At 49.8% G+C, this 23,062-nt stretch carries 22 protein-coding genes; 1 reads left to right on the top strand and 21 read right to left on the bottom strand.

The genetic code is table 11. From position 1 onward, the window contains the following. Positions 1–55 precede the first annotated feature (55 nt). Positions 56–1,189 carry a cobalamin-independent methionine synthase II family protein gene (locus DFR27_RS03830; protein WP_121876158.1) on the bottom strand — a complete coding sequence of 378 codons (1,134 nt, stop codon included), beginning with the start codon at positions 1,187–1,189 and terminating at the stop codon, positions 56–58. 243 nt (positions 1,190–1,432) lie between these two features. Here DFR27_RS03830 and DFR27_RS03825 point away from each other — a divergent pair, with 243 nt between their 5' ends. After that, positions 1,433–1,729 (top strand): hypothetical protein, encoded by a 297-nt coding sequence (locus tag DFR27_RS03825; RefSeq protein WP_121876157.1) that lies wholly within the window; start codon positions 1,433–1,435, stop codon positions 1,727–1,729. A gap of 37 nt (positions 1,730–1,766) precedes the next feature. Here the strand turns inward: DFR27_RS03825 and DFR27_RS03820 are convergent, their stop codons facing one another. The 20 genes from DFR27_RS03820 to DFR27_RS03725 form a co-directional block, all read right to left on the bottom strand. After that, positions 1,767–3,608 (bottom strand): CocE/NonD family hydrolase, encoded by a 1,842-nt coding sequence (locus tag DFR27_RS03820; protein ID WP_121876156.1) that lies wholly within the window; start codon positions 3,606–3,608, stop codon positions 1,767–1,769. Next, positions 3,605–3,820, bottom strand: a complete 216-nt coding sequence (locus tag DFR27_RS03815) for a hypothetical protein (RefSeq protein WP_121876155.1) — start codon at positions 3,818–3,820, stop codon at positions 3,605–3,607. Before DFR27_RS03815 ends, DFR27_RS03820 begins: the two co-directional genes overlap by 4 nt. A 76-nt stretch (positions 3,821–3,896) precedes the next feature. After that, entirely contained in the window at positions 3,897–4,694 is a 798-nt protein-coding gene (locus DFR27_RS03810; protein ID WP_121876154.1) for an SDR family NAD(P)-dependent oxidoreductase, read from the bottom strand. Beyond that, positions 4,687–5,622 (bottom strand): NAD-dependent epimerase/dehydratase family protein, encoded by a 936-nt coding sequence (locus DFR27_RS03805; protein WP_121876153.1) that lies wholly within the window; start codon positions 5,620–5,622, stop codon positions 4,687–4,689. Before DFR27_RS03805 ends, DFR27_RS03810 begins: the two co-directional genes overlap by 8 nt. Continuing rightward, the gene (locus DFR27_RS03800; protein ID WP_121876152.1) at positions 5,619–6,509 is read right to left on the bottom strand and encodes a bile acid:sodium symporter family protein; all 891 of its coding nucleotides are present in this window, start codon (positions 6,507–6,509) and stop codon (positions 5,619–5,621) included. The genes DFR27_RS03805 and DFR27_RS03800 overlap by 4 nt, the downstream gene beginning before the upstream one ends. Position 6,510: 1 nt before the next feature. Further along, positions 6,511–7,800 carry a flavin-containing monooxygenase gene (locus DFR27_RS03795; protein WP_121876151.1) on the bottom strand — a complete coding sequence of 430 codons (1,290 nt, stop codon included), beginning with the start codon at positions 7,798–7,800 and terminating at the stop codon, positions 6,511–6,513. Between the two features lie 254 nt (positions 7,801–8,054). Further along, positions 8,055–9,242 carry a CaiB/BaiF CoA transferase family protein gene (locus tag DFR27_RS03790; protein ID WP_121876150.1) on the bottom strand — a complete coding sequence of 396 codons (1,188 nt, stop codon included), beginning with the start codon at positions 9,240–9,242 and terminating at the stop codon, positions 8,055–8,057. Further along, complete coding sequence (locus tag DFR27_RS03785) at positions 9,239–10,378, bottom strand: acyl-CoA dehydrogenase family protein (RefSeq protein ID WP_121876149.1); 1,140 nt, start codon at positions 10,376–10,378, stop codon at positions 9,239–9,241. Before DFR27_RS03785 ends, DFR27_RS03790 begins: the two co-directional genes overlap by 4 nt. After that, the gene (locus DFR27_RS03780) at positions 10,368–12,506 is read right to left on the bottom strand and encodes a 3-hydroxyacyl-CoA dehydrogenase NAD-binding domain-containing protein (RefSeq protein ID WP_121876148.1); all 2,139 of its coding nucleotides are present in this window, start codon (positions 12,504–12,506) and stop codon (positions 10,368–10,370) included. Before DFR27_RS03780 ends, DFR27_RS03785 begins: the two co-directional genes overlap by 11 nt. A gap of 9 nt (positions 12,507–12,515) precedes the next feature. Then, positions 12,516–13,718 (bottom strand): acetyl-CoA C-acetyltransferase, encoded by a 1,203-nt coding sequence (locus DFR27_RS03775; RefSeq protein WP_121876147.1) that lies wholly within the window; start codon positions 13,716–13,718, stop codon positions 12,516–12,518. A 239-nt stretch (positions 13,719–13,957) separates the two neighbouring features. After that, positions 13,958–14,992, bottom strand: a complete 1,035-nt coding sequence (locus DFR27_RS03770) for an AraC family transcriptional regulator (RefSeq protein WP_121876146.1) — start codon at positions 14,990–14,992, stop codon at positions 13,958–13,960. 110 nt (positions 14,993–15,102) lie between these two features. Next, positions 15,103–16,296: a BamA/TamA family outer membrane protein gene (locus DFR27_RS03765; protein ID WP_245962594.1), complete on the bottom strand. Its 1,194-nt coding sequence runs from the start codon at positions 16,294–16,296 to the stop codon at positions 15,103–15,105. Between the two features lie 153 nt (positions 16,297–16,449). Further along, the gene (locus tag DFR27_RS03760; RefSeq protein WP_121876145.1) at positions 16,450–16,689 is read right to left on the bottom strand and encodes a DUF6868 family protein; all 240 of its coding nucleotides are present in this window, start codon (positions 16,687–16,689) and stop codon (positions 16,450–16,452) included. 98 nt (positions 16,690–16,787) lie between these two features. Next, positions 16,788–17,246, bottom strand: a complete 459-nt coding sequence (locus DFR27_RS03755) for an SRPBCC family protein (protein WP_121876144.1) — start codon at positions 17,244–17,246, stop codon at positions 16,788–16,790. A 180-nt stretch (positions 17,247–17,426) separates the two neighbouring features. Next, positions 17,427–19,250 (bottom strand): ABC transporter ATP-binding protein, encoded by a 1,824-nt coding sequence (locus tag DFR27_RS03750; protein ID WP_121876586.1) that lies wholly within the window; start codon positions 19,248–19,250, stop codon positions 17,427–17,429. A gap of 88 nt (positions 19,251–19,338) precedes the next feature. Then, complete coding sequence (locus DFR27_RS03745) at positions 19,339–20,007, bottom strand: outer membrane protein (RefSeq protein ID WP_121876143.1); 669 nt, start codon at positions 20,005–20,007, stop codon at positions 19,339–19,341. 126 nt (positions 20,008–20,133) lie between these two features. Further along, positions 20,134–21,471: a DASH family cryptochrome gene (locus DFR27_RS03740; protein WP_121876142.1), complete on the bottom strand. Its 1,338-nt coding sequence runs from the start codon at positions 21,469–21,471 to the stop codon at positions 20,134–20,136. A gap of 170 nt (positions 21,472–21,641) precedes the next feature. Then, positions 21,642–21,980, bottom strand: coding sequence for an outer membrane protein assembly factor BamB family protein (locus DFR27_RS03735; protein ID WP_121876141.1), 339 nt, complete (start codon positions 21,978–21,980; stop codon positions 21,642–21,644). Positions 21,981–22,098: 118 nt separating this feature from the next. After that, positions 22,099–22,479, bottom strand: a complete 381-nt coding sequence (locus DFR27_RS03730; RefSeq protein WP_121876140.1) for a hypothetical protein — start codon at positions 22,477–22,479, stop codon at positions 22,099–22,101. Positions 22,480–22,554: 75 nt separating this feature from the next. Further along, entirely contained in the window at positions 22,555–23,049 is a 495-nt protein-coding gene (locus DFR27_RS03725; RefSeq protein ID WP_121876139.1) for a lactoylglutathione lyase family protein, read from the bottom strand. Positions 23,050–23,062 lie beyond the last annotated feature (13 nt).

The following is a 23,062-nucleotide window of genomic DNA, read 5'->3' as shown; positions in this document are numbered from 1 at the left end:
CCAGTCAACAGGGTAGCGCTAGCCAGCGTAAATGCAAGTATTAAGTAGCGGGGTTTCAGCTCCGCTTTGAGGCAATCTCTGCACCTTCTGACAGCGAGCTTAACTTCGCATAAGCAATATCGGGATCCACGGAGCCAAAACCTGCGAAAGTACCGAAGCCACAGTCCGAACCGGCCATCACTCGTTCATTCCCAACAATAGCGGTAAAGCGATCAAGTCGCTGTGCCACCACCTCAGGGTGCTCTACAAAGTTAGTGGTTGAATCAATGACACCAGGCATTAGCACCTTGGTGTCCGGAATATCGGCTTTGCGATCCCGGAACACCGTCCATTCGTGCGCATGCCGAGGGTTGGAGGTTTCGAAAGCTAGATAGCGAGCCTTAGACTGCATTAGCGTGTCAAAAACCTTATCCATACCGATGTCACAAACGTGTGGCCCCTCATAGTTACCCCAACAAATGTGCAATCTGACTCGTTCCTCGGGCACGTTCTTAAGGGCGTAATTTAATGCTTCAACGTGAGTGTTGGCGATCGCCACAAACTCGTCATCACTCAGGTCGTTAAACAACATATGACGCGACAGCGCTAGATCAGGACAATCAAGCTGCAGATCCAAGCCCGCGGCAATAATGATCTCGTACTCTTCTCGCATGGCTTCGGCAAGCGCCGCCAGATAATCTTCGCGCTTGGCGTAGTGAGCATTCTGGAGGAATAAGCTAATCACCCCCGGCGACGCAGCATTCATAAAGCCACGCTGAGCACCATGATTCGCCATCGCCGACTTTAAGTTGGCGATGTCCTTATTCAAATCAACATGATCCTTTACTTTCACTTCACCCGTACACATGGGACGACGATAAGTGGGTGTACCGCCGCCATCGGCTAAACGCTTCAAAAAAGAGGGAAATTTAAGCAAATCAGCGGGCGGATTGCGCTCACTATCACCCGAAAAACCGGTATAGCGGTCTTTCACGTAAGTGGCGTAGGAAATCTTTGAGGTCTCACCATCGCTAACAACGTCTACGCCCGCTGCAACCTGACGCGCTACGACTTCGTCGACGTGTCTTGCCATACAAGCGTCAAACGCACTTTGCTCATAGGCTTCACCGTTTTCGCGCGCGAAGATAAAATCCACAACTTCCTGAGTACGGGGTAACGAGCCAACGTGAGTGGTCAATATTTTAGTCATAATTCCTCTAGCGATATGCGCAAGCAGTTTCAATTGCCGATATTGTAGTTGATCTGTGCGAAGGCTCACACCCTTGGACTATGGCAAATTCTCATAGCCTCAATAACAGAAGACTTAGGTGAGCGTCTTAACCAGCATCCTGCTCGCTGAAGACCTATGCCACACCGCTTTAAATGGATAGCTCATTGCTCCAATCACGCGAACCAACTATAGTTAAAATCAACTCTATAGATTGAGGCCTCTATGCTCAAGTCCGCCAGTATTATCAGCTGCATTCTCCTAGTTAGTGTCGGCTGTAGCCATTCAAGCCCAAATATCCGCGCCGAAGAAGTCTATATTGACCGTGAAGGCTATTATCACCACTGTGGAATTGGCGAAGGCCTCACACGCTGTGACAAAGAATATGACACGGCTGAGAGCAACGAAGATATCGATGCCGAAGCCGAGGAAATCCGCGCCGAAGAAATCGAGCATTTCGAAGAAACCATTGAACGTTTAGAAGAAGAGAAAGAGGCCAAAGAAGGCGTGCCCCTACCCTAGCCTTCTCCTACTCTAGGCCCTAGCAAAGACCTCGCCGCTAAGGCCTAGCCAAGACTGGAAACTCAACATAAGCCTCAACTTCCGGCCCGGTGTGTACACGATTCATCGCTATCACTCCCGTCAACTCATCGTAGTTATTTCCACCGGTATTGAGGTTTCGTTCAATACGGGGATAGTTTGACGAGCTCACTTCTAATCGAATTCGATGTCCGCGGAGAAAGGTATTTGCAGTGGTATGAAGATCAACTTCAATCTGATACTGCTGCCCCGGCACCATCAAAGTTGCTTCGGAAAGACTATCCCGATAACGCATTCTGCGCATGCCCTCTTGAACGTTAAACGCCTCGCCTGATGGATAAACATCTACGAGCTTAACGCTAAAATCAGTATCGACGGCGGATGATTCAACGGTCAGCACAGCACGAATTCGTCCGGCCATCTCAACGTCATCCGTTAATGGATCGCTGGTATACACCAGCACATCCTGCCGCTGCTCTATGGGTCGTTGATCATACCCCCCCGCTTCCGTATCCGTACCGGTACAGCACGTATGACCGCCAAGCGATGGGACCGGATTGTTAGGATCATAACTGAATTCGTCCACCACCGAGTGCTCAGGCGGCGTAGTCCGCAAGCTACCGTCACCCGTTAGGCTATTCGCGGCGCCGAAACTAGCGAGGTACCAGCGCTGACTTTCGGAGCCTTCGGGTGGCCACTGGTTTGTTGATCGCCATTCGTTAGACCCCATTTGATAATAGTGGATCTTCGGCCTATCGAGCACACCATTGCGCTCACCCTTCATCCAAAAGTTATACCAGTCCAGTTGCAATTGCGCATAATCAAATTGGGCATCACCTACATTCCGCTCCCCTACTACAGTGTTTGTGCTGGTATCGTCGTAATTACAGTGAGTCCCGGGGCCAATGACCAGAAATTGATGCGCTTTTGCTTCTTCGGTTTGTGCATTGCGCTCGAAGGTCGCCATCATTGCCAAGGTCTCGGTCGCTCCGTAGTCGTACCACGAATCCATAAAGAGCATGGGGATACTCACCGAGTCATCCTTCGAGACCAAGTCTAAGTTCCGAAAGTATTCCCCGTCCGGATGAGATATCCGCCAGCGTTTAAAGTCGTTCTCGGGAATACCCGCGCGGTCTAACACATCAATAATAGGCAGAACGGCAAGCTCAGAGAGATAACGAGAGAAATCCACCTCTGGGGTCATGACAATGGGTTCATCGAGAGTCTGAAAGTACTCGCCACGCGCTATCCCTGCCGGAGGCTGAGTGTAGACTTTTGACCCACTTCCAGCGAACCACCCCGCGGTCTGGCCGAGTTCAAAGGCGCCACCGCTAAAAGCCTGCCAGGCCCGGCCAGGCTCATAATAGCCGGACGCCGGCGACATCGGGACAGCCGTCACTAAACTAGGGTGATTAGTCGCTGCAAGAACAACTTGGGTCTCGCCAAGATAGCTACAGCCGGCAAGCGCCACCTTACCGTTTGACCAAGGTTGGGACGTTAACCAAGATAAGGTATCAACGCCATCCTCTCTCCGCCCTTCGGCGATAACGTATTCCCCGCCGGACTCAAAGCGACCGCGAATATCTTGAATCGCGATCACATAGCCCTGCTCAATCAGTTCAGCCCAAACTGGGTTCCATTCAAAGGTATTATTTTTGTTGTAGACAGTTCGAATCAGTACCGTTGGATAGGCGGCCTCCGAGGCAGCAGGTAAATAAATATCGGTGGATAACTCCACCCCGTCACGCATGGGTACCATTTGGCTCTTAAGACGCTGAGCCTCGGCGTGGATGACTTGAACCCCGAACAGCAGGCCCAGAGCTAGCAACCTTCCGAATACATGACCCATCGACCAATTCATAACCAACGCCGCCAACGAAAGAACACCGCCATCAGGCAAGTCAGTACCAGACAAATCACGCCAACTGAATTTACATCCTCAAAATCGAAGTGCAGCCAAAGGTTTTGACCTGCACTCCAGTTTACCTCCTCCCAAGCCAGCGGTGACGCTCCGCCTTGGCCATCCAATTCCAGGGCGTGAATAAGCCCTTTTGGCGCGCTATCCATTGACATTGGACCCCCTCCGTAGCGCGCAATAGCTGGGCGCTTTGACTACTAATTTAAATGACATAATGAGAGCAGTCTGTGCTCATCGCTCTGCCGCCTCAGCATTAATTTCCACCTGGAACTTGCGTCTCATTAAATACTGATACAGTCCAGGTGAAAACTTATAAATCCAGGTGGCGAAACGAGTAAAATAATCGAAATAAAGCCGCTGCTCTCGCCGATGAATGGCAGCCATTATCTTGCTAACCACACTGTCCAGCGACTGGACTCTACCCGCCGTGGAGCGTGATTTAGTTGCTACTTTACCGCTGGCATTTAAGGCATTCTGTTCAATAGGTGTGGCAACAAAGGTTGGGTAAACCATCAAGATACCCAGACCTAGGCCGTGGCTTTCGGCACGAAGCGTCTCGAAATATTGGCTAAGTGCCGACTTCGCCGCGCAATAGCCCGCACGCCCGGCAACAGGCATCCAACCAGCCATGGACCCTAAATTAACCACCAAGCTCCTGTCATGATTCAGTCTAGCGAATAACCCAGAAACAAGTTGCACCGGCGCAAAATAATCAACCTGCATAACCCGCTGAATGACCGCCAGTTCAGTTTCGCTGGCCATCGAGCGGTGGGTAATCCCAGCGCTATTGATCAATAGCGCCAATCTGCCCTCCAAGCCACTAATTGTTGCAACCAAGGCGTCTATTTCTTCTGTATTACTTAGGTCTACCACCTGCACAAGGCGATCTTTTTTTCCGGTGGCGACATGCAACAACGCCGCCTCATCGCGATCTACCAGCACTAAGCGATGGCTGTCGGCAAGCTGCTCCGCTAAGGCTTTGCCAATGCCTGATGCGGCGCCGGTAATCACGGCAATCGGTTTAGTCATTCTTTTCTCGCTGCGCCAAGAGGTAGTAGCGAAAGGTCTCTAACGAACTTTTCGCGGGTGTGTAAGGGAACTTATCAATCAGTTTCTGATTGCTAAGCACTGGACGATAACGAAGAAAGTCGAGCTGTTCAGGTCCGAAGGGCGTTAATCGTAAAAGCCGTCCCAGCGTTAATAAACAGCGAAGCACACCAGCAGGAACGTCAAGCACCGGTTTGCCCATTAGTTGGGCCAATTCACGAATTGGTACTGCTCCCGAACCCGCCACATTAAAGGCTCCCGTGATATCACCTTCAATACCTTGAATAATAATATTGACCAGATCTTCATCCCAAATAAAGACAAAAGGCGAATTCGACCCACGAATCGCTAAGATACGTGAGCGTTGAAAAAGACGAGTAATTAAGTTGTCGGTATGCTCACCCAACACGGTCCCAGGGCGCAATATTAGCTGCTTCAGTTCTGGGCTATCGGTATTAAATTCAGCCAATAACGTCTCAACTAAGCGTTTATGGCGTGAGTATGAAAAGACCTCATTACCACGCAGCGGGTCCGTTTCCGACAGCCATTGCGGATTGTCGGCGTAATAGCCGTAAGCCGCGCCACTACTGGTGACAGTAAAATGTGCTACGCCACTTTCTACGGCGCAATTCAGCAGGTTTTTGGTGCCATTCACATCAATATCATAATCTCTATGCTCATCCGCAGAGGGACTAACAATACTTGCTAAGTGAATGATATGAGTAATCCGCCAAAGCTGCAGCAGTGCCGACACCTCCGCAGAGCGAATATCCATCTGCTGGTAGCTATAGTTTTGACTTGGCGTAGCGGCTAAATCAATGCCGAAAACGGCATGTGTTGTGGCCAGCCTCGCTACAATTCTTCTGCCAACGTAGCCCTCGGAACCCGTAATAAGAATTCGCTTATTCATGATGCTACGCCCGTTGAAATGCTTGGTGTTCGTCTTGCCCACCAGCTACTCAGTATCAAACCACTAGTTAGGTGCCAAATACTCCAGGCTCCGGCAATAATGGCCATCTCCCCGTAGCCGGGGAAGAAGCTAAAAATAATACCAAGGCCCAAACCCGAATTTTGAATCCCTGTTTCCAGTGTCACTGCGCGCCGATCCGCCACATTCAAACCTGCCAGGCTTGCCATCGCAAAACCAATCATCAGGGCAACTAAATTATGCAGTATAACTAGCAAAGCATAGCCCGTGACACCAGCGGCAAATTGCCCCCAATGGGACGCCAGGGCAATCACCGCAAAGCTCAGCAACAGTAGCAATGAGAAGCGACGAAACGGCACTTCGAACTTGATCGCTAACTGAGGCCACCGATGACGAACGCTCAAGCCCAACACCAACGGAATGATTAATACACCCACCACAAAGCTAACAATACCCGTCACGCCCACATCAATAGCGGTAACGAGTCCTGCCGTCTCGGGATTCAATGATGCATAAAGTAAAAAGTTCGCCGGTGTCGCGAAGGCCGCCACGGAACTGGAAACGGCGGTCATCGATACCGACAACGCCGCATTTCCACGAGCTAAATAGGTCATTATGTTCGAAAACGTTCCGCCTGGGCAGCAGCCAACCAGAATAAGACCAAGGGCGACCTCGGCGGGAACCTGAAATATGACGGTAATTAAATAGCTAATAAACGGTAATAGGATAAACTGACAAATCAGTCCTACTCCTGCCGCCTTCGGCATAACCGCCACCCGTTTAAAATCGGCAGGGCTGAGACTCAAGGCAATACCAAACATCATACAGCCCAGTACTAAATTCAGCGCAATCATGAAGCCTGGCGACATACTAATGCTCCAAATGTTTAACAGTTTTCTTTAGCGCGTCGAGATACGCCTGCTTATTCACGTAGAAAGACATTCTCTCCAATTTAAGATAATTGAAGCCGGCATTGAGCGGCTCATAATTTCGAGAGCGAATCTTATCCCAGAGCTTATTCGCTCCGGGGCTATTTTGTGCACGCCCCTTAATAAAGCGCGCAATGATCCGCGCCTGATCATCCCGAGGCTGCCAGCCTAAACCCGCTGCTTCCACCATTCCTACACAAAAGAGGTTATCGTGCTCTGGTGTAAACATCTTGAGATACAAGTCTGGCGCTTCGCGCTGCCAGTTAAGGTGAGCAGCGTCGATAAACGGAAAGTGCAACACATAACCCGTTGCCTCTAGGATCAGGTCGTACTCACCGGAGCTACCATCATCAAAATGCACCGTGTGACCATCGCAGTTGATGATGCTTGGTCGAACCGTGATATCGCCGTGCCCGATGTGATGCAGGAACATCGAGTTGATGACGGGATGAGACTCATACATTTTATAATCGGGATCGGGGAGCCCGAATTGACTTGGCTTACCGGATATCAACCTCACTAAAAGCCCGTCCACCAACTGTTTAATCTGCCCCGGGAGCTTAACTAGACCACCCAGCGTATCAGTCGGCTTCCCCATAACGTATTTAGGTAGGAAGTAGTAGCCCCTGCGAACCACCATATCAACGGATTTAGCACGATGAACCGCATCCACTGCAATATCACAGCCGCTGTTACCACAGCCAACGATGAGCACTCGCTTATTTTCAAAGCGCGCCGCATCGCGGTATTCGCTACTATGCAGTCGCTCACCGGCAAATTCGCCAGGGAGTTTCAATCGCTTAGGCTCATGGAGGGTTCCGTTTGCCAGCAATACACCTGCCGCCGCAACTTCTTCGGTCACACCGTCACAGATCAGGCGAACCTTCCAGCCACCATCTTCAGGTTCCATCCAGCTCACGTAGGTGTTAAAACGGTAGTATTTCTTGAGATCGAAGTGTGTGGCGAAGTCGTTAAAGTAATCTCTGAGTTCGGTGTGCTTTGGGTAGGTAGCAACATCTTCTCGCATTGGAAAGTCATCGAATTGGGTCATCGATTTTGACGAGATTAAATGCGCACTGTTGTACAGGGTACTGGTCGCACTATCGATGTCCCAAAGTCCGCCCACATCATGGTGAGTTTCAACACCAATAACCGGGATATCTTCTTCAATTAATCGGCGCACAGCAGCCAGGCCCGACGGCCCGGCACCAATGACAATATAAGGCTTCACGAACTTTCTCCTTGGATGCTAGCACCAAGTTAAAGCAGCCTGTTTTCGGAGGGTGATACTCCTTCACTCAACGCAAAGGACATCGAAAGCAACCCGATTATATGGAGCTAAATCACGCTAGCACTGAATCTTATTGTTATAAAACCCAGTGTGCGCAGAGCAGGAGACTTTTGCAAGCATTGCAGCATCGTCAACCAAGTAGCTAAGCTATGACACCCAGCTCTCGAAACTTTTCGACATTGCCAACAACCTAGCTAAGCAATGACACCCAGCTCTCGAAGCTTTTCGACTTCGCTGGGGACATAACCTAAGGCCTTCAATAGTTGCTCAGTGTGCGCACCAAGCTCACTGCCGCTCTCGTACTTATCCACGGCAAAGGGCAGAGACGACCTTAGCTGTGTGATCGTCTCACCGCTGGGTAGCTTCGCCTCAACGCGCATACCTCGTTCCGCCACCCAGTCTTCTGCCATGACTTCCTCAAGACTCATGACCGGCTCCACGCAACAATCCAGCTCAGCAAAACACGCGCTCCAATGTGTCAGGCTTTCGCTGCGAATGACGCGTGTAATATCGGCTTTAAGTTCAACCAGCTTTTTCCCCAACTCAGTTGGATTAGCTAAATATGACGAAAGCCCTAAGGCGGTAAGCAGTTGGGCTAAGAACTGCGGCTCTAGTGATCCGATACTCAAATAGCGCTCATCCGCTGTTTGGTAGTAGTCATAGAGACTCCCACCTGCGAGCAGCTCACTTCCCAACTGCGGGCAGGCGCCACCGGCCAAATAGCTCGCGCCGGTCATGGTGTTCAAGGCTAATGCCGCGTCGAGCATACTAATATCCAGATACTGCCCTTGGCCCGTTCGGAATCGCTCAATCACCGCCGCACACACAGCCATTACCGCCTGTTGCGAGCCACCAGCGATGTCGGCAATCTGAAAACCACTTAAGCTAGGTCCATGCTCCGCCTTCCCCGAATAGCTCGCCAATCCCGACCTGGCAAGATAGTTAATATCATGACCTGCACGCTGCGCTAAGCCTCCGGTTTGTCCGTAACCGGTTATGGAGCAATAGATCAGCTCCGGCTGGCTGGAACTCAACGCCCCATAGTCCAAATTAAGCCGAGCCATCACGCCAGGGCGAAAACCTTCGATCACGATATCAGCGGTAGCGATTAATGCCTGCGCTATTCGCTGGCCAACTTCGTGCTTCAAATCTAGCGCCACGGACTGCTTGTTACGATTAATGCTTAAGTGCGCAGCAGACTGACCGTCAACTAACGGCTGAACCATTTTCAATAGATCGGGGCGAGAAATCGATTCAACACGAATCACCTCCGCGCCCATATCTGCCAGTAAGTGAGTGGCGTAAGGTCCGGGGAGCAGCGTAGTGAAATCAATCACTTTCAGCCCCGCCAAAGGTCCACCTGTTGAGTTTGTCTGCGTCATGAGATGAGTGTTCTGCCAATAATCAGCTTCATAATTTCGTTCGTTCCAGCGTAAATCTTTTGCACGCGAGAGTCAGCGAACGCCCGTGCGACTGGGTATTCCCACATATAACCATAGCCCCCATGTAGCTGAAGACATTCATCCACTAATTTGCACTGTAGGTCGGTGGTAAGTAGTTTTAATTTTGCAGCGAGAACTTGATCTAGCTCCCCAGCCAAATGTTGTTCCAGGCAATAGTCTACAAATATCCTCGCTTGAGTCGCCTCCGCTGAAAGCTCTGCGAGCTTGAACTGGGTATTTTGAAGTGCGGCAATAGGCCGGCCAAAGGCATGACGCTCTTTGACATAATTAACGGTTTCTTCCAGAATCCACTCGCTAACCGCTACCGCAGCCACCGCGACAGAAAGCCGTTCCTGAGACAGCTCTTGCATTAAGTAAATGAAGCCCATCCCCGCTTCACCCAGCAGGTTGTCAGCCGGAATTCGGACGTCCTGAAAGAATAACTCCGAGGTATCCTGAGACTTTAAACCAATCTTCTCTAAGTTCTTACCCTTGGTGAATCCCGGCGTGCCAGCTTCAACAAGGAATAGGCTGACAGCTTTTGCACCTTCACCATCGCCACTTTTGGCAACCACAAAGACGAGATCTGCCATCTGACCATTCGTAATGAAGGTTTTCGAACCGTTGAGCACAAACTCATCGCCTTCCTTTCTAGCAAAGGTTTTAACACTTTGAAGATCGGATCCGGTGCCCGGCTCAGTCATTGCGATAGCCGTGATAATTGAGCCATCAATACAACCTGGAAGATATTTTTGCTTCTGTGCTTCAGTCCCATAAGCTAATAGATAGGGTACTGAAATATCACTATGAAGCCCAAAGCCCAGACCTGACACACCGCAACGCGCTACCTCCTCATCAACAATTACGTTGTAGCGAAAGTCTACACCCACGCCGCCATACTCTTCAGGAATGGTGGGACACAGCATGCCAAGTTCGCCGGCACGCCGCCAAATTTCGCGACTGACTTGGCCGTCCTTTTCCCACGCCTCTCTATGAGGCGCCGCTTCTTCGGCTAAAAACTTTCGAACGCTGGCACGAAACTGCTCATGATCACTGTCAAATAACTTACGCTTCATCTTGATACTCCCTGTTGTCGGTTGCCCGCTCTCTTAAACTTGCTGGGACGCTAAAGCCTGCGCCATAACCCTGTGCTAATTCATCGGCTCGCTCTACAAACTGAGCTAAGCCATGTTGATTCACGAACTGAAGGACTCCGCCGGTCCACGGCGGGAAGCCAATTCCCATGATGGAACCAATATTGGCGTCACCCACCGAATTGATCACACCTTCGTCAAGCGCGCGAACGGCCTCCAACGCTTGACGATAGAGCAGACGATCCTTAACGTCGGCAAATGGGATTGGGGGTTGATTGCTAAAGGTCGTAGCTAGCCCGCCCCATAACTGCTTGGCGCCCTCTGAATACTCGTAAAAACCAGCGCCTGCGGCTTTGCCACAGCGACCCTGCTCAATCATTGCGTCAAGCACCTGGTCACTTGGCGTAGTGAGATAGACATCCCCTAGTGCCGCCATATCCGCTTCAGTTTGCGCACGAACCTTCTGAATCAGTGTGAGCGACACTTCGTCAATGATAGCTAAGGGCCCCACTGGAAAGCCTGCTTCGTAGGCCGCGTTTTCAATCACTGCTGCGGGAACGCCTTCGGCAATCATGGTCATCGCCTCTTGAGTGAAAGTGCCAAAGACTCTAGATGTGAAGAAGCCCCGGCTATCGTTGACCACAATCGGAGTCTTCGCAATCTGCTGCACGAAATCATACGCCTGTGCCAAGGTTTCATCGGAGGTATGCTCGCCGCGAATAATTTCTACTAGCGGCATTTTGTTGACCGGCGAGAAGAAATGAAGCCCAATAAAGCGATCAGCCCGTGGCGATGCTTTGGCTAGACCGGTAATCGGGAGCGTTGAGGTATTCGAGGCAAAGAGCACCTCCTCTCCGGCGCTCGCAATAGCACGTTGAGTCACCTCGGCTTTTAGCGCACGTACTTCGGGAACCGCTTCAATGATCAAGTCACAGGCGGCTAACTCCTTCGTATCGCTTGTTGCCTTAATAGCCGCTAACACCTGCGTGGCCGCCTCCTCACTCAGGTAACCCTTAGCTACTTTATTACTCAAGAGTTTTGCGGTGTAGGCCTTGCCCTGCTCTGCGGCTTCATCGGACACGTCATTGAGTACCACCTGAATACCTTTACTCGCCGCCGCGTAGGCTATGCCAGCCCCCATCATGCCGGCCCCCAAAACACCCAACTTCTGACAACTAAAACGTTGTTCAACAGCCGGCCTTGAGGCCCCTGACTTGAGTGCATTGAGCTGAAACCAAAAGGTATTGATCATATTCTTGGCGACCGCGCCGCTGGCAAGCTCAACAAAATAGCGTGACTCAATGCGATCGGCTGCATCAACATCTACCTGTAAGCTTTCCACCATAACACTCAAGATGGCCTCCGGCGCCGGCATCACACCCTTGGTCTTCAACCTGATCATTGCTGGCGCGATAGGAAGTAGCCCAGCAACACTGGGGTGAGAGGGCTTGCCGCCAGGCACCCGATAGCCCTTTTGGTCAAAGCGCTGTTTCACCTCACCTTCCGTGGCGAGAATAAAGCCCATCGCCTGCGGCAATAGTTCATCTTGGTGCTCCACCAACTGGTCAACAAGCCCCAACTCCAATGCTTTGGCTGGTTTAAACTGCTTACCCTCTAACAGATAGGGCATTGCCGCCTGAAGCCCTAAGAGCCGCGTTAAACGGACTACCCCGCCGCCGCCGGGAAGTAGCCCTAATGTCACCTCAGGCAGCCCCAGGCTAACCCCTTTAGTAACCGCGATGCGGTGATGGCAATGCAGAGCCAGTTCTAAACCGCCACCCAATGCTGCACCGTTGATACATGCCACTACCGGCTTGCCGCAAGTTTCCAACCAACGCATGGCCAGCTTTAGAGCCTGCACACCCTCATAGCTCTGGGCCGCCGTAGTGCGATCAACTTGGATCAACTCACTTAGGTCCCCACCCGCGAAGAAGGTCTTCTTCGCCGAAGTAATCACGATACCGCGAAACGGCGTGGACTTGAGTGTTTCGACAACGGCAATAAAGTCAGCCGTAAACGCCTGATTCATTAGGTTGCTGGAACCGTTCGGATTGTCGAGTATGAGCTGAACGATCTCATTTTCTAACTGCTTAATCTGAATACTAGACATGACTAACTCCTAAAGACGTTCAACAATCGTGGCAATACCAATACCGCCACCGGCACAGAGCGTGGCCATTCCGAAGCGTTGCTGTCGAGCTTCTAACTCATCAATCAGGCTCCCTAGGATCATCGCTCCCGTAGCGCCTAACGGATGACCCATCGCAATCGCGCCACCATTGACATTTACCTTATCGGCGGAAATCCCTTGTTCGTCCATGAAGCGCATAACCACCGAAGCAAAGGCTTCATTCACTTCAAACAAATCGATTTCTTCAATGGTCATACCCGCCTTTGCCAGTGCCTTGTTAGCGGCCGGAGAAGGCCCTGTGAGCATGATGGTAGGCTCAGTTCCCACCAAGGCGGTTGAAACAACTCTAGCCCTCGGCCGAATACCCATCCGGGCACCCGCTTCCGCTGAGCCCACTAAAACAAGCGCGGCGCCATCCACGATTCCCGATGCATTGCCGGGCGTGTGCACATGATCAATTTTTTCGACCTGCGGATAGCGAGCACGGGCAATGCGATCAAAGCCCATATCGCCCATTCCCGCAAAGGAAGCTTTCAGAGCAGCCAGTGATTCGCTGCTCGCTTCTGGGCGAATAAGTTCGTCACGCGCCAGAATGGTTACACCATTGCGATCTGTTACCGGGATAACTGAGTGATCAAACGCACCGCGCTCCCAAGCTTGGTGAGCACGCTTATGAGATCTCACCGCAAACTCATCCACCGCAGCGCGATCATACCCGCCCAAGGTGGCAATTAAGTCCGCACCAATCCCTTGCGGAGCGAAGCCCGTTTTCATGTTGGTCTCGGGATCCAGCGCCCAAGCGCCGCCATCCGAGCCCATCTTGACGCGAGACATTGATTCAACGCCACCGGCAACCACCAATTCTTCCCAGCCAGACTTCACTTTCATCGCGGCGAGGTTTACCGCCTCAAGCCCCGAGGCACAAAAACGATTCAGCGTCACACCAGCAACATCATCATCCCAACCAGCTAAGAGTGCCGCAGACTTGGCGATATTCGCCCCCTGATCGCCCACGGCGGACACACAGCCTAGCACCACATCATCGATGGTTTCGGTCGCAAAGCCATTACGCTGTTGAAGATGATTTAGCAGGTCCGCGACCAGTGTGACGGGTTTAACCTCATGCAATGAACCCTTGGCCTTTCCAATGCCTCGAGGAGTTCGAATTGCGTCGTAAATATACGCTTCCATAGTAGAGTCTCACTTCTAATTGATAGACCTACCATACGACCTCGGCACCAGCCTCTCAATGATGTGAGATAACAAACAATTGACTGAAATTTACAATCTTCAACTCACACCCAAATTAACAGCCAATAAACAGGTGGCATGTACCAATCAAAAAAGGGCGGCAAGGAATGTACAGAATATGTGTGGCAAGGAATAGACAGACTATGTGTGCAGCTATGGGGTGGCCTTAGAATCTAGGGCTAGACCGACGAGGTCCCGCTGAGTAGTGATTTCCGATAGCTACTAGGTGATTGGCCCGTCCAGCGTTTAAAGGCACGATGAAAAGCCGCTGGCTCGCTGAATCCTAATTCTTCAGCAATTATCGCCAAAGGCTCGTCGCGGTTTTGGAGCCAAGCCATTGCAGTTCGGCGTCGGTAGTTATCATAGAGCGACTGAAAACTCTGAGACTCATCTTTTAAGCGTCGCCGTAGCGTGTGTGGCGGCAATGATAATTCGCTCGCAATGTGTTCAAAACGAATATCGGCAAATCGCACACCCGATTCAATCAACGCACTCATGCAACCGTTTAGCTGCGCCGTAAACGAATCATCTTTACGATATTGCGTTAGCAGCGAAAGCGGTGCGGCTTCAAGGAAAGTTTTCAATGATGCCTGGTTTTGGCGCAGTGGATAGCGCAAATAATCACTGGGCATCACTAAGCGAGTGGTTGCTTTACCATAGCTAATACCAGTGCTAAAGATTGCCTCGAGTTCGTCGCTAAACGGAGGCTGTTCAAAGCTAAACTCTACACGATGCAATAACAACGGCTGATCCACTAGCCAACACCAAAGTCGCATACAGATTGTGGCTATGGCGCTGAGAAAGAAACTACTCTGTTTTTGCTGTTCATTACGGTAGTTAATCTCGAAAAATACTTCCTCTTCAAACTCCCATAAACGATAGCTTAGCTCCTCCGATAGGACTCGAGAAAATCGAGCTAGGCGCACTAAGGCCGCGCCTAAATCCTCAGCGCCCATCAAGCCATGGCACATCAGATCAAATGAGCCAAGGCGCATTGGTTTCAACAAAAAACCACCAGCTTCATCATCAAGGGTTTGAAATAGCAGGGTAAGAATATGCGAATATTGCGCGAGCGTGATCGACCCGTCGAGGCTCTCCAAGGTATCACTCGCTAAGCCTGCTTGAAGTAGTAACGACTTTGCGAGCGCTGAATCTTCACCAACCCCGGCAAGTTGAGCGCTAAGTAATGATTTTGGAACAATCAATTTGCTCACTGCTACGACCTCCTACTCATAGGTTTCAACTCACCATTTCAATTTATGAGGTAGCGATGCGTCGTTCGGCTATTAGGCGACATAGAGGTAATCGGCTCAACACCTACCATCTAAAACGAATTGCCAAACTGTAAATACACCCCATAGCTATCATCCTGACCTTTGGCGCCCTCTAGACGAACAACCATGCCCTCAGAAGGCTTTAGCAGGTAGGTAACACCCGCCCCGACCATTGGAAACCAATTGCTTGTGTCACCGCAGTCTTCACCATCACCAAAGAGACAGGTTGCCCCAGCGAAAACCGTAGCGCCCCATCTACTAGACAATTTAATACGATCCTCAATTTCAACACTCATATTATGAGGCGCCAAATACTCCCCCACGGTATAACCACGCAATCTTACCGAGCTATAAGCGGCCTTAGGGGCATCATTGGTATATCGCCCAGTTAGCTGGGTGGCGATGAGATGATCATCATTGATCGGGTCAAAGCGAGAATATTTCGCTTGCCAAACCCCAAATTCAAGGTCGTCATTAAGCGCCTCGAGGTACTGGGTGTTGGTCACTTGAAAATAGCTTCCAGACTGAGGATTATTAACGTTGTCTCGTGAGTCCCGCTCAGCGACCAACCCTACCGCGGTGCCATTAAACCCATCAATACCAAATAGCTTTAATATCGCCTGAGAGAATGCGTCTCTGCCGGTAATGGAGTAATCCGCATGAATAGCCTGCCCGCCTAGAAACCAACTACTGGAAACTCGACGTAAATAGCGCAGGAATGACAGCGATGCTTCATCGGTTGTGCGGACATCTAATCCCGTACCCAGGTAATCTTGGTAATCATTTTCAATCTTCATAGTCACGTAAGCGGCTTGCAGACGTTGACGGTCCTTATCAAAATAGGTGGAGGCAAATGCCCCCTGAACCGACGAATCAGTATCACTATAACTACCTGTTAAGCCAATAATTGAAGACGGCGACGCCTCATCAAAATAATGGACGTAACCGGCGAGAAATCCTATGGAACTCCCCATTTTTGGGTCGCTGGACAGAGTTGGCGTTAATAACCAGGGGGACTCTTCATTTACTTCAATCTCGTCAGTCGTTACAGCTCCTTCTGTTTTCTCAGCCTCTTCGTAACCAGCACTTCCATGCTCTTCAGACTGACTAGGTACACTAGCACTAACAGCACTGGATGACCCCGCCGAGCTTTGTGCTTCAAAGCCGAAAGCCGCCTGCGAGGTAACAGTGAGAGCCCATAGGCTGGCGATAGATAGTTCTTTAAGCAGTAAATGTCTTCGCATTATTAAATGTACTTTTCCGTAATAATTAGCTTGAGCAAACCCATCGCTTCGCGCTGCAAAGCAACGACTGCATCATAACGCTAGATTAGAAGCAGCGCTTGATACCACAGACTTTCCGCGCTGAGCGCGAATGGCTTGTAGTATCCAGACTAACTAAATCAGGCGCAGTGCCACGTATGGCGCAACGGCCGTGCACAGCGCAATTATCTTGTAATGTCCTAGATAACTAAAATACAGCGAGGGCAACTCAGCTTCCGGAACACCCAACAGCGATGAGTGCAACCGCGCTATGGGCTTTCGAGCCGCCACCAATAGAAGGCTCGCTGAGCTCAACACAATGATGTGAATCACTGACATCCAACCGAATAGTGAGATAATTTCTGACATTTCCATTTCGAACTCTCCAATGTTTGATCCAAAAAATTAGTTAGACGAGATAACTTTCGTACTGAATTAACGCTGCGGCTTTCGTCCTGAGAACACCAAGTCACTTACTGCTTCGGCCGTTCAACGAAGGTTTTAAATCCGCCTTCAAACAACAGTCGCCAATCCTCAACGGGGTCGTAGCCACCTACAGCACCAAAAATGGCATCGTTTATAGTCAAAATCACCCCAGAAGAGGACTTAGCAAGGGCCACGCGAAGCGAAGTGACAGCGGGACCGCCAAACGGCGGTAATAGATAACCTGAGAGCAACAGTGATGACTCCTTCTCTATGGCTACAACGTGATACCAAAGTAAGCCACCGTGCTCCCCGTAGTCCTCAAAGAGCCTTCCTCCAGGAAATGGTTCCAGAGCAATGGATTTAGTCTTATCCGACGTAAAAAATTCCGGCGGCCACCACAATCCGATATCATCAATCAGTGACCTCCACACTTCTCCCAGAGGCGCTGAGATTTCCACCGATAACTCAAAATTTGCGGTCATTGCAGGTTCGTTAACCATAGACATGCTATGCGCTCCAATCCGTTGAAGGGTCATGATGATAAAGTTTAGCAGTCCATCTTTCGAAACTCAGCATCACGCATTTACTACTGACCATAAAACAAACTTAAGGCCGAGGCAAAAAACTGTTACGAGAGCACAATAAACTCAGGCACGCTGACAAGCTCCTGACAAAAATAGCTTCCCTTAATCCGCCAGAAAGCCACCACTCTGACGCTGCCAAAGCGAATAATAGAGGCCTTCTTTAGCCAACAGCTCCCGATGGCTTCCCACCTCAACAATTCGCCCTTGATCCATGACAACCAAACGATCCATTGCCGCAATCGTTGATAAACGGTGAGCAATGGCAATAACCGTCTTATTTGTCATTAATTCGCTTAAGCTTTCGGTAATAGCCTGCTCAATCTCAGAATCTAAGGCCGATGTCGCCTCGTCCATCACAAGAATCGGCGCGTCTTTTAATAACACCCGCGCAATAGCGATTCTCTGGCGTTGACCACCCGATAGCTTAACGCCACGCTCACCTACCTGGGCATCAAAGCCTCTATTACCTTGATCATCAACTAAGCCTGATATGAAATCGTACGCATGAGCCTGCTTAGCCGCTGCGATGAGTTCTGCATCCGTCGCGTTGGGTCTGCCGTAGAGGATATTTTCTCGAATAGTTCGATGAAGCAAAGATGTATCTTGGGTAATCATCCCAATGTGCTGTCGTAAATCGTCCTTCGCTATATCGGCGATATCCTGATCATCAATTAAGATCTTACCCTGCTTCAAACTGAAGAAGCCCAATAGCAAATTCACTAAGGTTGACTTCCCTGCCCCGGAACGTCCCACTAGGCCAATCTTCTCTCCACCGCTAATTCGCAGCGAAATATCCTCAATCACCGCCGCCTGATCATCATAGGAAAAGCCCACACCATTAAAAAGAATCTCTCCGTCTTCAATCTCCAAGGGCTGAGGTTGATCCGGCTCCGATGGCAGAGGTTCACAGAGTGTGGTCATACCATCTGCTACCGTACCGATATTCTCAAAGAGGCTCGAAACCTCCCACATAATCCAATGCGCCATTCCGTTTAACCGCAAGACCAGTGCCAACGAGACAGCAATAGCCCCAGCACCCAGCAGATCATTGAACCAGAGGTGCAATGACAGCGCGGCCACAGCAAATAGTAGGATGTAATTAGACGCTTCAACCCAAAAGTTAAGTCCCGTCACCAAACGCATTTGTTTATGAACCGTCACTAGAAAACCGTCCATGGATTCCTTGGCGTAAGCGGTCTCCCGAGCAGTGTGAGAGAACAGTTTAACAGTGGTGATATTGGAATAAGTGTCCACAATTCTTCCGGTCATTTGCGAGCGTGCATCCGCTTGCTCCATTGACACCTTTTTTAACTTGGGAATATACCAGCGAAGAATTGCGGCGTACGCAACAACCCACCCCAGCATCGGTAGCATTAATCGCCAATCTGCATACCCCAATACCACAATAATGGCAGACATATATACCAAAGCATACACAGCAACATCCAGCAGCTTCATCACCGCTTCGCGCACCGCTAAGGAAGTCTGCATGACTTTGGTGGCAATGCGCCCCGCAAAATCCTTCTGATAGAAACTAATGCCGTGTCGAAGCAAATGCTGATGCGATTGCCAACGAATTGCCATGGGAAAGTTGCCCAGTAAACTTTGATGGGAAAGCAATGAATGCACGCCCACCAACAGTGGTGCTCCTAGTAGGATAAAAGCGCCCAACCAAGCAAGCAACTCGCCCTTTTCTGCCAACAGTTCATCCTTGGAATACACGCTCAGCCAATCAATGAGCGTTCCCACAAAATTGAATAGCGCGACCTCGAAGCCTGCAACCACTGCGCTTAGTATCGCCATCAGCAACAGTGGCCGTTCAAAACCTCTCGTGAAGTGACGACAAAAACCCCACAGGCTTGACGGGATAGGACGATGGTCAATCTCTGGGTAAGGCTTGGTCCAGCGTTCGAACCGTTTGTACAACCACTTCATAAAAAATCAGCCCTTTAAGACAACAAAAAGCGGCTGTCTTAGCCGCTTTGGTATAGAGAATGTAAATCTTCATAAAAAACTAGAAGCGCGTACCGAACTCTATTGCGCCGCTGATAAAGCTGGGGTCCGAATGGGCGCCGCTCATGTCGAACCAATCCTGGGACACGCTTGCTTTAATAAACATGCTGGAATCAATTTCCCAGCGAAGGCCAGCGGTGGCGCCATAGCCAAAGCTAGTTTCGGTGTAGGTCTGATAGTAGTCATTACAAATATAGCCCCAATAGGGATGCCAGTAACAGCCTATGACCGGATCACCATCGATAATATTCGAGTCAAAATACTGCCAGCCTGCCGAAGCCGAAACGTAAGGAGTAAAGGACCCTGAAATGAAGTTGTAAGTACCGTTGAACATAAACGAGCTGAAATCGCCCTTATGCCCAAACTGTATATCAGGCTCTCCTGGAGTAGCCGAAATAAGATCCGCTTGATAATACGCGCGGAGATAATCCACATCGAAGCCAGCGCTAAAATGATCGCTAAAGTTATAGGCTAAACCAAACATAAAGCCATAATCCGATTCGAACTTAAGAGACGATCCCTCTTGACTACCAAGGAATTCACTATCCTGATATTTGAGTCCAAAGGTGCCCTCCCAGTGGCCCCCTCGCTTACCAATAGCCGAAGTCCATTGGGCATTAGCATTCGCCACTACCAGCATAGAAACCAAAATCAAAGCTACTCGAATCATGAACCACCTCGTTATTTTAGAAAGCGCTATCTGAACCCAATAATAGCGTTAATATGTCGCGCTGATAAGTTTTAAGTCCTATTGATTGCGTAATCATCGTTTAACCCGAAGAATTTCACCGCCATTTTATTGACTAGGATCAATCGGCCAATCTACGGCATCAACCCAAGGCGCGACAAAATGACTCTCACCACCTAGCCATTTAGTCCGATAGGTCCCGTCTGGATCATAGATTTCCGTTTGCTTGGCCAGATCAAAGTGGCGACCACCACGAGTATCTGCCCCCACGCCAGCGATGTACTGCCAATTTCCCCAATTAGCAGCAACGTCGTAGTCAACAAGATATTGCTCGAAATAAGCAGCACCAAAGCGCCAGTCGCACGCGAGTTCATTCACGAGGCAACTCGCCACTATCTGTCTCGCCCTATTGGAAATATAGCCGGTCTCACGGAGTTGGTTCATACAGGCGTTCACCAGTGGGAATTCTGTAGAACCCGAACTCCATTGCGCGAAACGTATGGCATTGAAATAGGTTAACGGCCGTGTAGCCGCTCTACCTTGAAACTTAAAGAGCTTGGCCCCGTCGCGAATAGCGAGTTGGTGAAAGTATTCACGCCACAACAACTCAAAGCGAATCCAATAGGTAGACTCATTAGCGGTAAACGCTCGCTCGAAGCCTTCAATGGCGCTCCAAACCTGTCTAGCAGATAGGATTCCGCTTGCTAAGTAAGGGCTCAGTTTGGTCGAAGCGTCCCACCTATCTAACGCATTTCTTGTTGCCTTGTAGCGCAACGGATTGGAGGTAGTGAAATAGTTTGTTAGGTGTAATTGGGCTGCACCATAGCCGCTATTAAAGACACCGCTAGTAACCGCCCCTAGCTGCGGATATTTCTGTTCAATTTGCGTAAAAATATCATCTATTGAGTCTGTGGTAGCTACCGAAGCTAATTCCAAACTGTGCGATGCACACGGCGAGGCGACCGCCAAATCACTGCTTTCGATATATCGTCGAAACTGACTAAAACTTGTCAATTTCGGGCTATCTTGCTCAATTTGGGCAGCATCAAATAACGTTAAATCCGTGTTTGCTATGACGCGAGGAACCTCGGCTGAAAGTGCTTTAAGCTGTTGCGCCTCAATCAATCCCGAAGGTCTGGCACATCCTAGGACCGAAACATCCCACTTTTGCAAATGACGGGTAATCTCTACCACGGGATCGCCCACTAAAACACTGAGAGCGTGTCCTTTTCGCTGCAAGGATTGATGAAGGTCAGATAAGCTTTGCTTCAAAAATAACCATCGATGTGGCGCCATCCTTGGTTGGTGAAAGTGCAGCGGGCGAAACCACCGAGGATCTATGACGTACACAAAGGCTACTCGCTCGGATCTATTGAGTAACTCTAATAGTGAGACGTTGTCTTCCAATCGAAGATCTGTGTTGAACCAATACAATCCAGTTTTCATAGGTACTCCCTGTCGGAAGAGTACGTCTTTTTAACGACCTTGGTTCACTAAACTCGCACAGGATCTCATTTGCTAGGAGTAACTAAGCACTGAAAATGTCTCAACAGGGATTAGCTTTTCGAGTTAGGCTACTAAACACTAACCAACTAACCAACTAACCAACTAACTGATTAATTACTTGCCGCAACCGCTGCACCTGCTCCCACCGTTGCTGCAGTAGCAGCCTGCTGAGCGGCAACTTGGCTAGTGATCACAGAGGTACTCTGTTGCTCGCTGGCGATAATACAGGTGCTGAAGCCAAGGCCTTTAAGTGTGTTGGTCCAAACAATCTTGCCATCTAGGGTGCTAAGGCAGAAGAGATGGCCTCCAGCGTAGGCAAAGACCTGATCGTTTTCATAGTAAACGTTCGTTACGGTAGAGGTCTTCAATTTTGTTCGCCAAAGTTCCTTACCGTCGCGCTTATCAAGACATACCACATGACTTTTTATACCTAAAAACAACTTGTTCAAACCTCAACTCCTTCTGGACTCATCGAAAAACACAGTAGTCCACTGCAATAATAAAATTAGTCACTACAGCCAGTAACAAGCGCCGGATCATCGCTGGTCCAACACCCAGCTCGCTCTGCTACAGTCGCTGGCCAGCGTCCTTATCAATAACTCGAACGGGCTGGATCTCAGCGCGTTGCAGTGTAACCTCATCAACTACCATAAACCACCGGCCGCCTTTCTGATAAGGCCGCTGATTCACCACGAAAGTGGTATCAAAAAAACCAATACCTACAACAAAATCGTCACCCTCAAAGTGCTTTATCGGCGCATTGATTGATGTGGTCATACCATTCTGAATACGCTGATAGGAAACTGAACCGTCTGCCAAAATCAGCAATCGCATCTCGGCACTGCGCCAATCCCCCGCGTAGGATGAATAGTCGCTGGGCAAAGGGTCTGAGCACCCCCCCAGCGTTAGTAGCCCCAACACCAATAGGATCTTATAGATTTGTTGCATTGTTATTATTCTCTGATATCGCAGTTTTCTAAAGCTAAACCTAATAGTTCAACCGTGTCATCGCAATGCTCTCAGCTAGTAAGCTCCCTGAGAGTAGGTTAACTCGTAGCTGTGCGAATACACTTCAAATATTAAGCCAAAGGGATCCTCAACGTAACACATTTTATAGGGTTTTTCGCCGGGATAGTATTCACGAATTGGCATTCGCTGCTTACCGCCGTTCGCCACAATTTTTTCAACTAATCCCTCAATATCCGGGTCCTGAACACAAAAGTGAAAAGTACTTGTTTTCCAGTACTCAAAGTTCGTTGGTGTTTCGTTGTTGCTAAATTCAAACATCTCAACACCAATCTTATCACCTGTAGACATGTGAGCAATCTTGAACGACCCCCAACCCGTACCAAATACATCAATACACATCTGGCCTATTGGCGTATCAGCTTCCTCGTTGATGACCGTTGGCTCCATAATGTGATACCACCCCATCACATCACTGTAAAACTTTGCCGCTTTTTCTACATCGGGCACCGAAATACCTATATGTGAGAAGGTTCTTGGGTACGTAGACATGATATTCCCCTGC

Origin of the sequence: Umboniibacter marinipuniceus, assembly GCF_003688415.1 — a bacterium.
Lineage (GTDB): Bacteria > Pseudomonadota > Gammaproteobacteria > Pseudomonadales > DSM-25080 > Umboniibacter > Umboniibacter marinipuniceus.
This window is presented reverse-complemented; position numbering and strand designations above follow the sequence as displayed.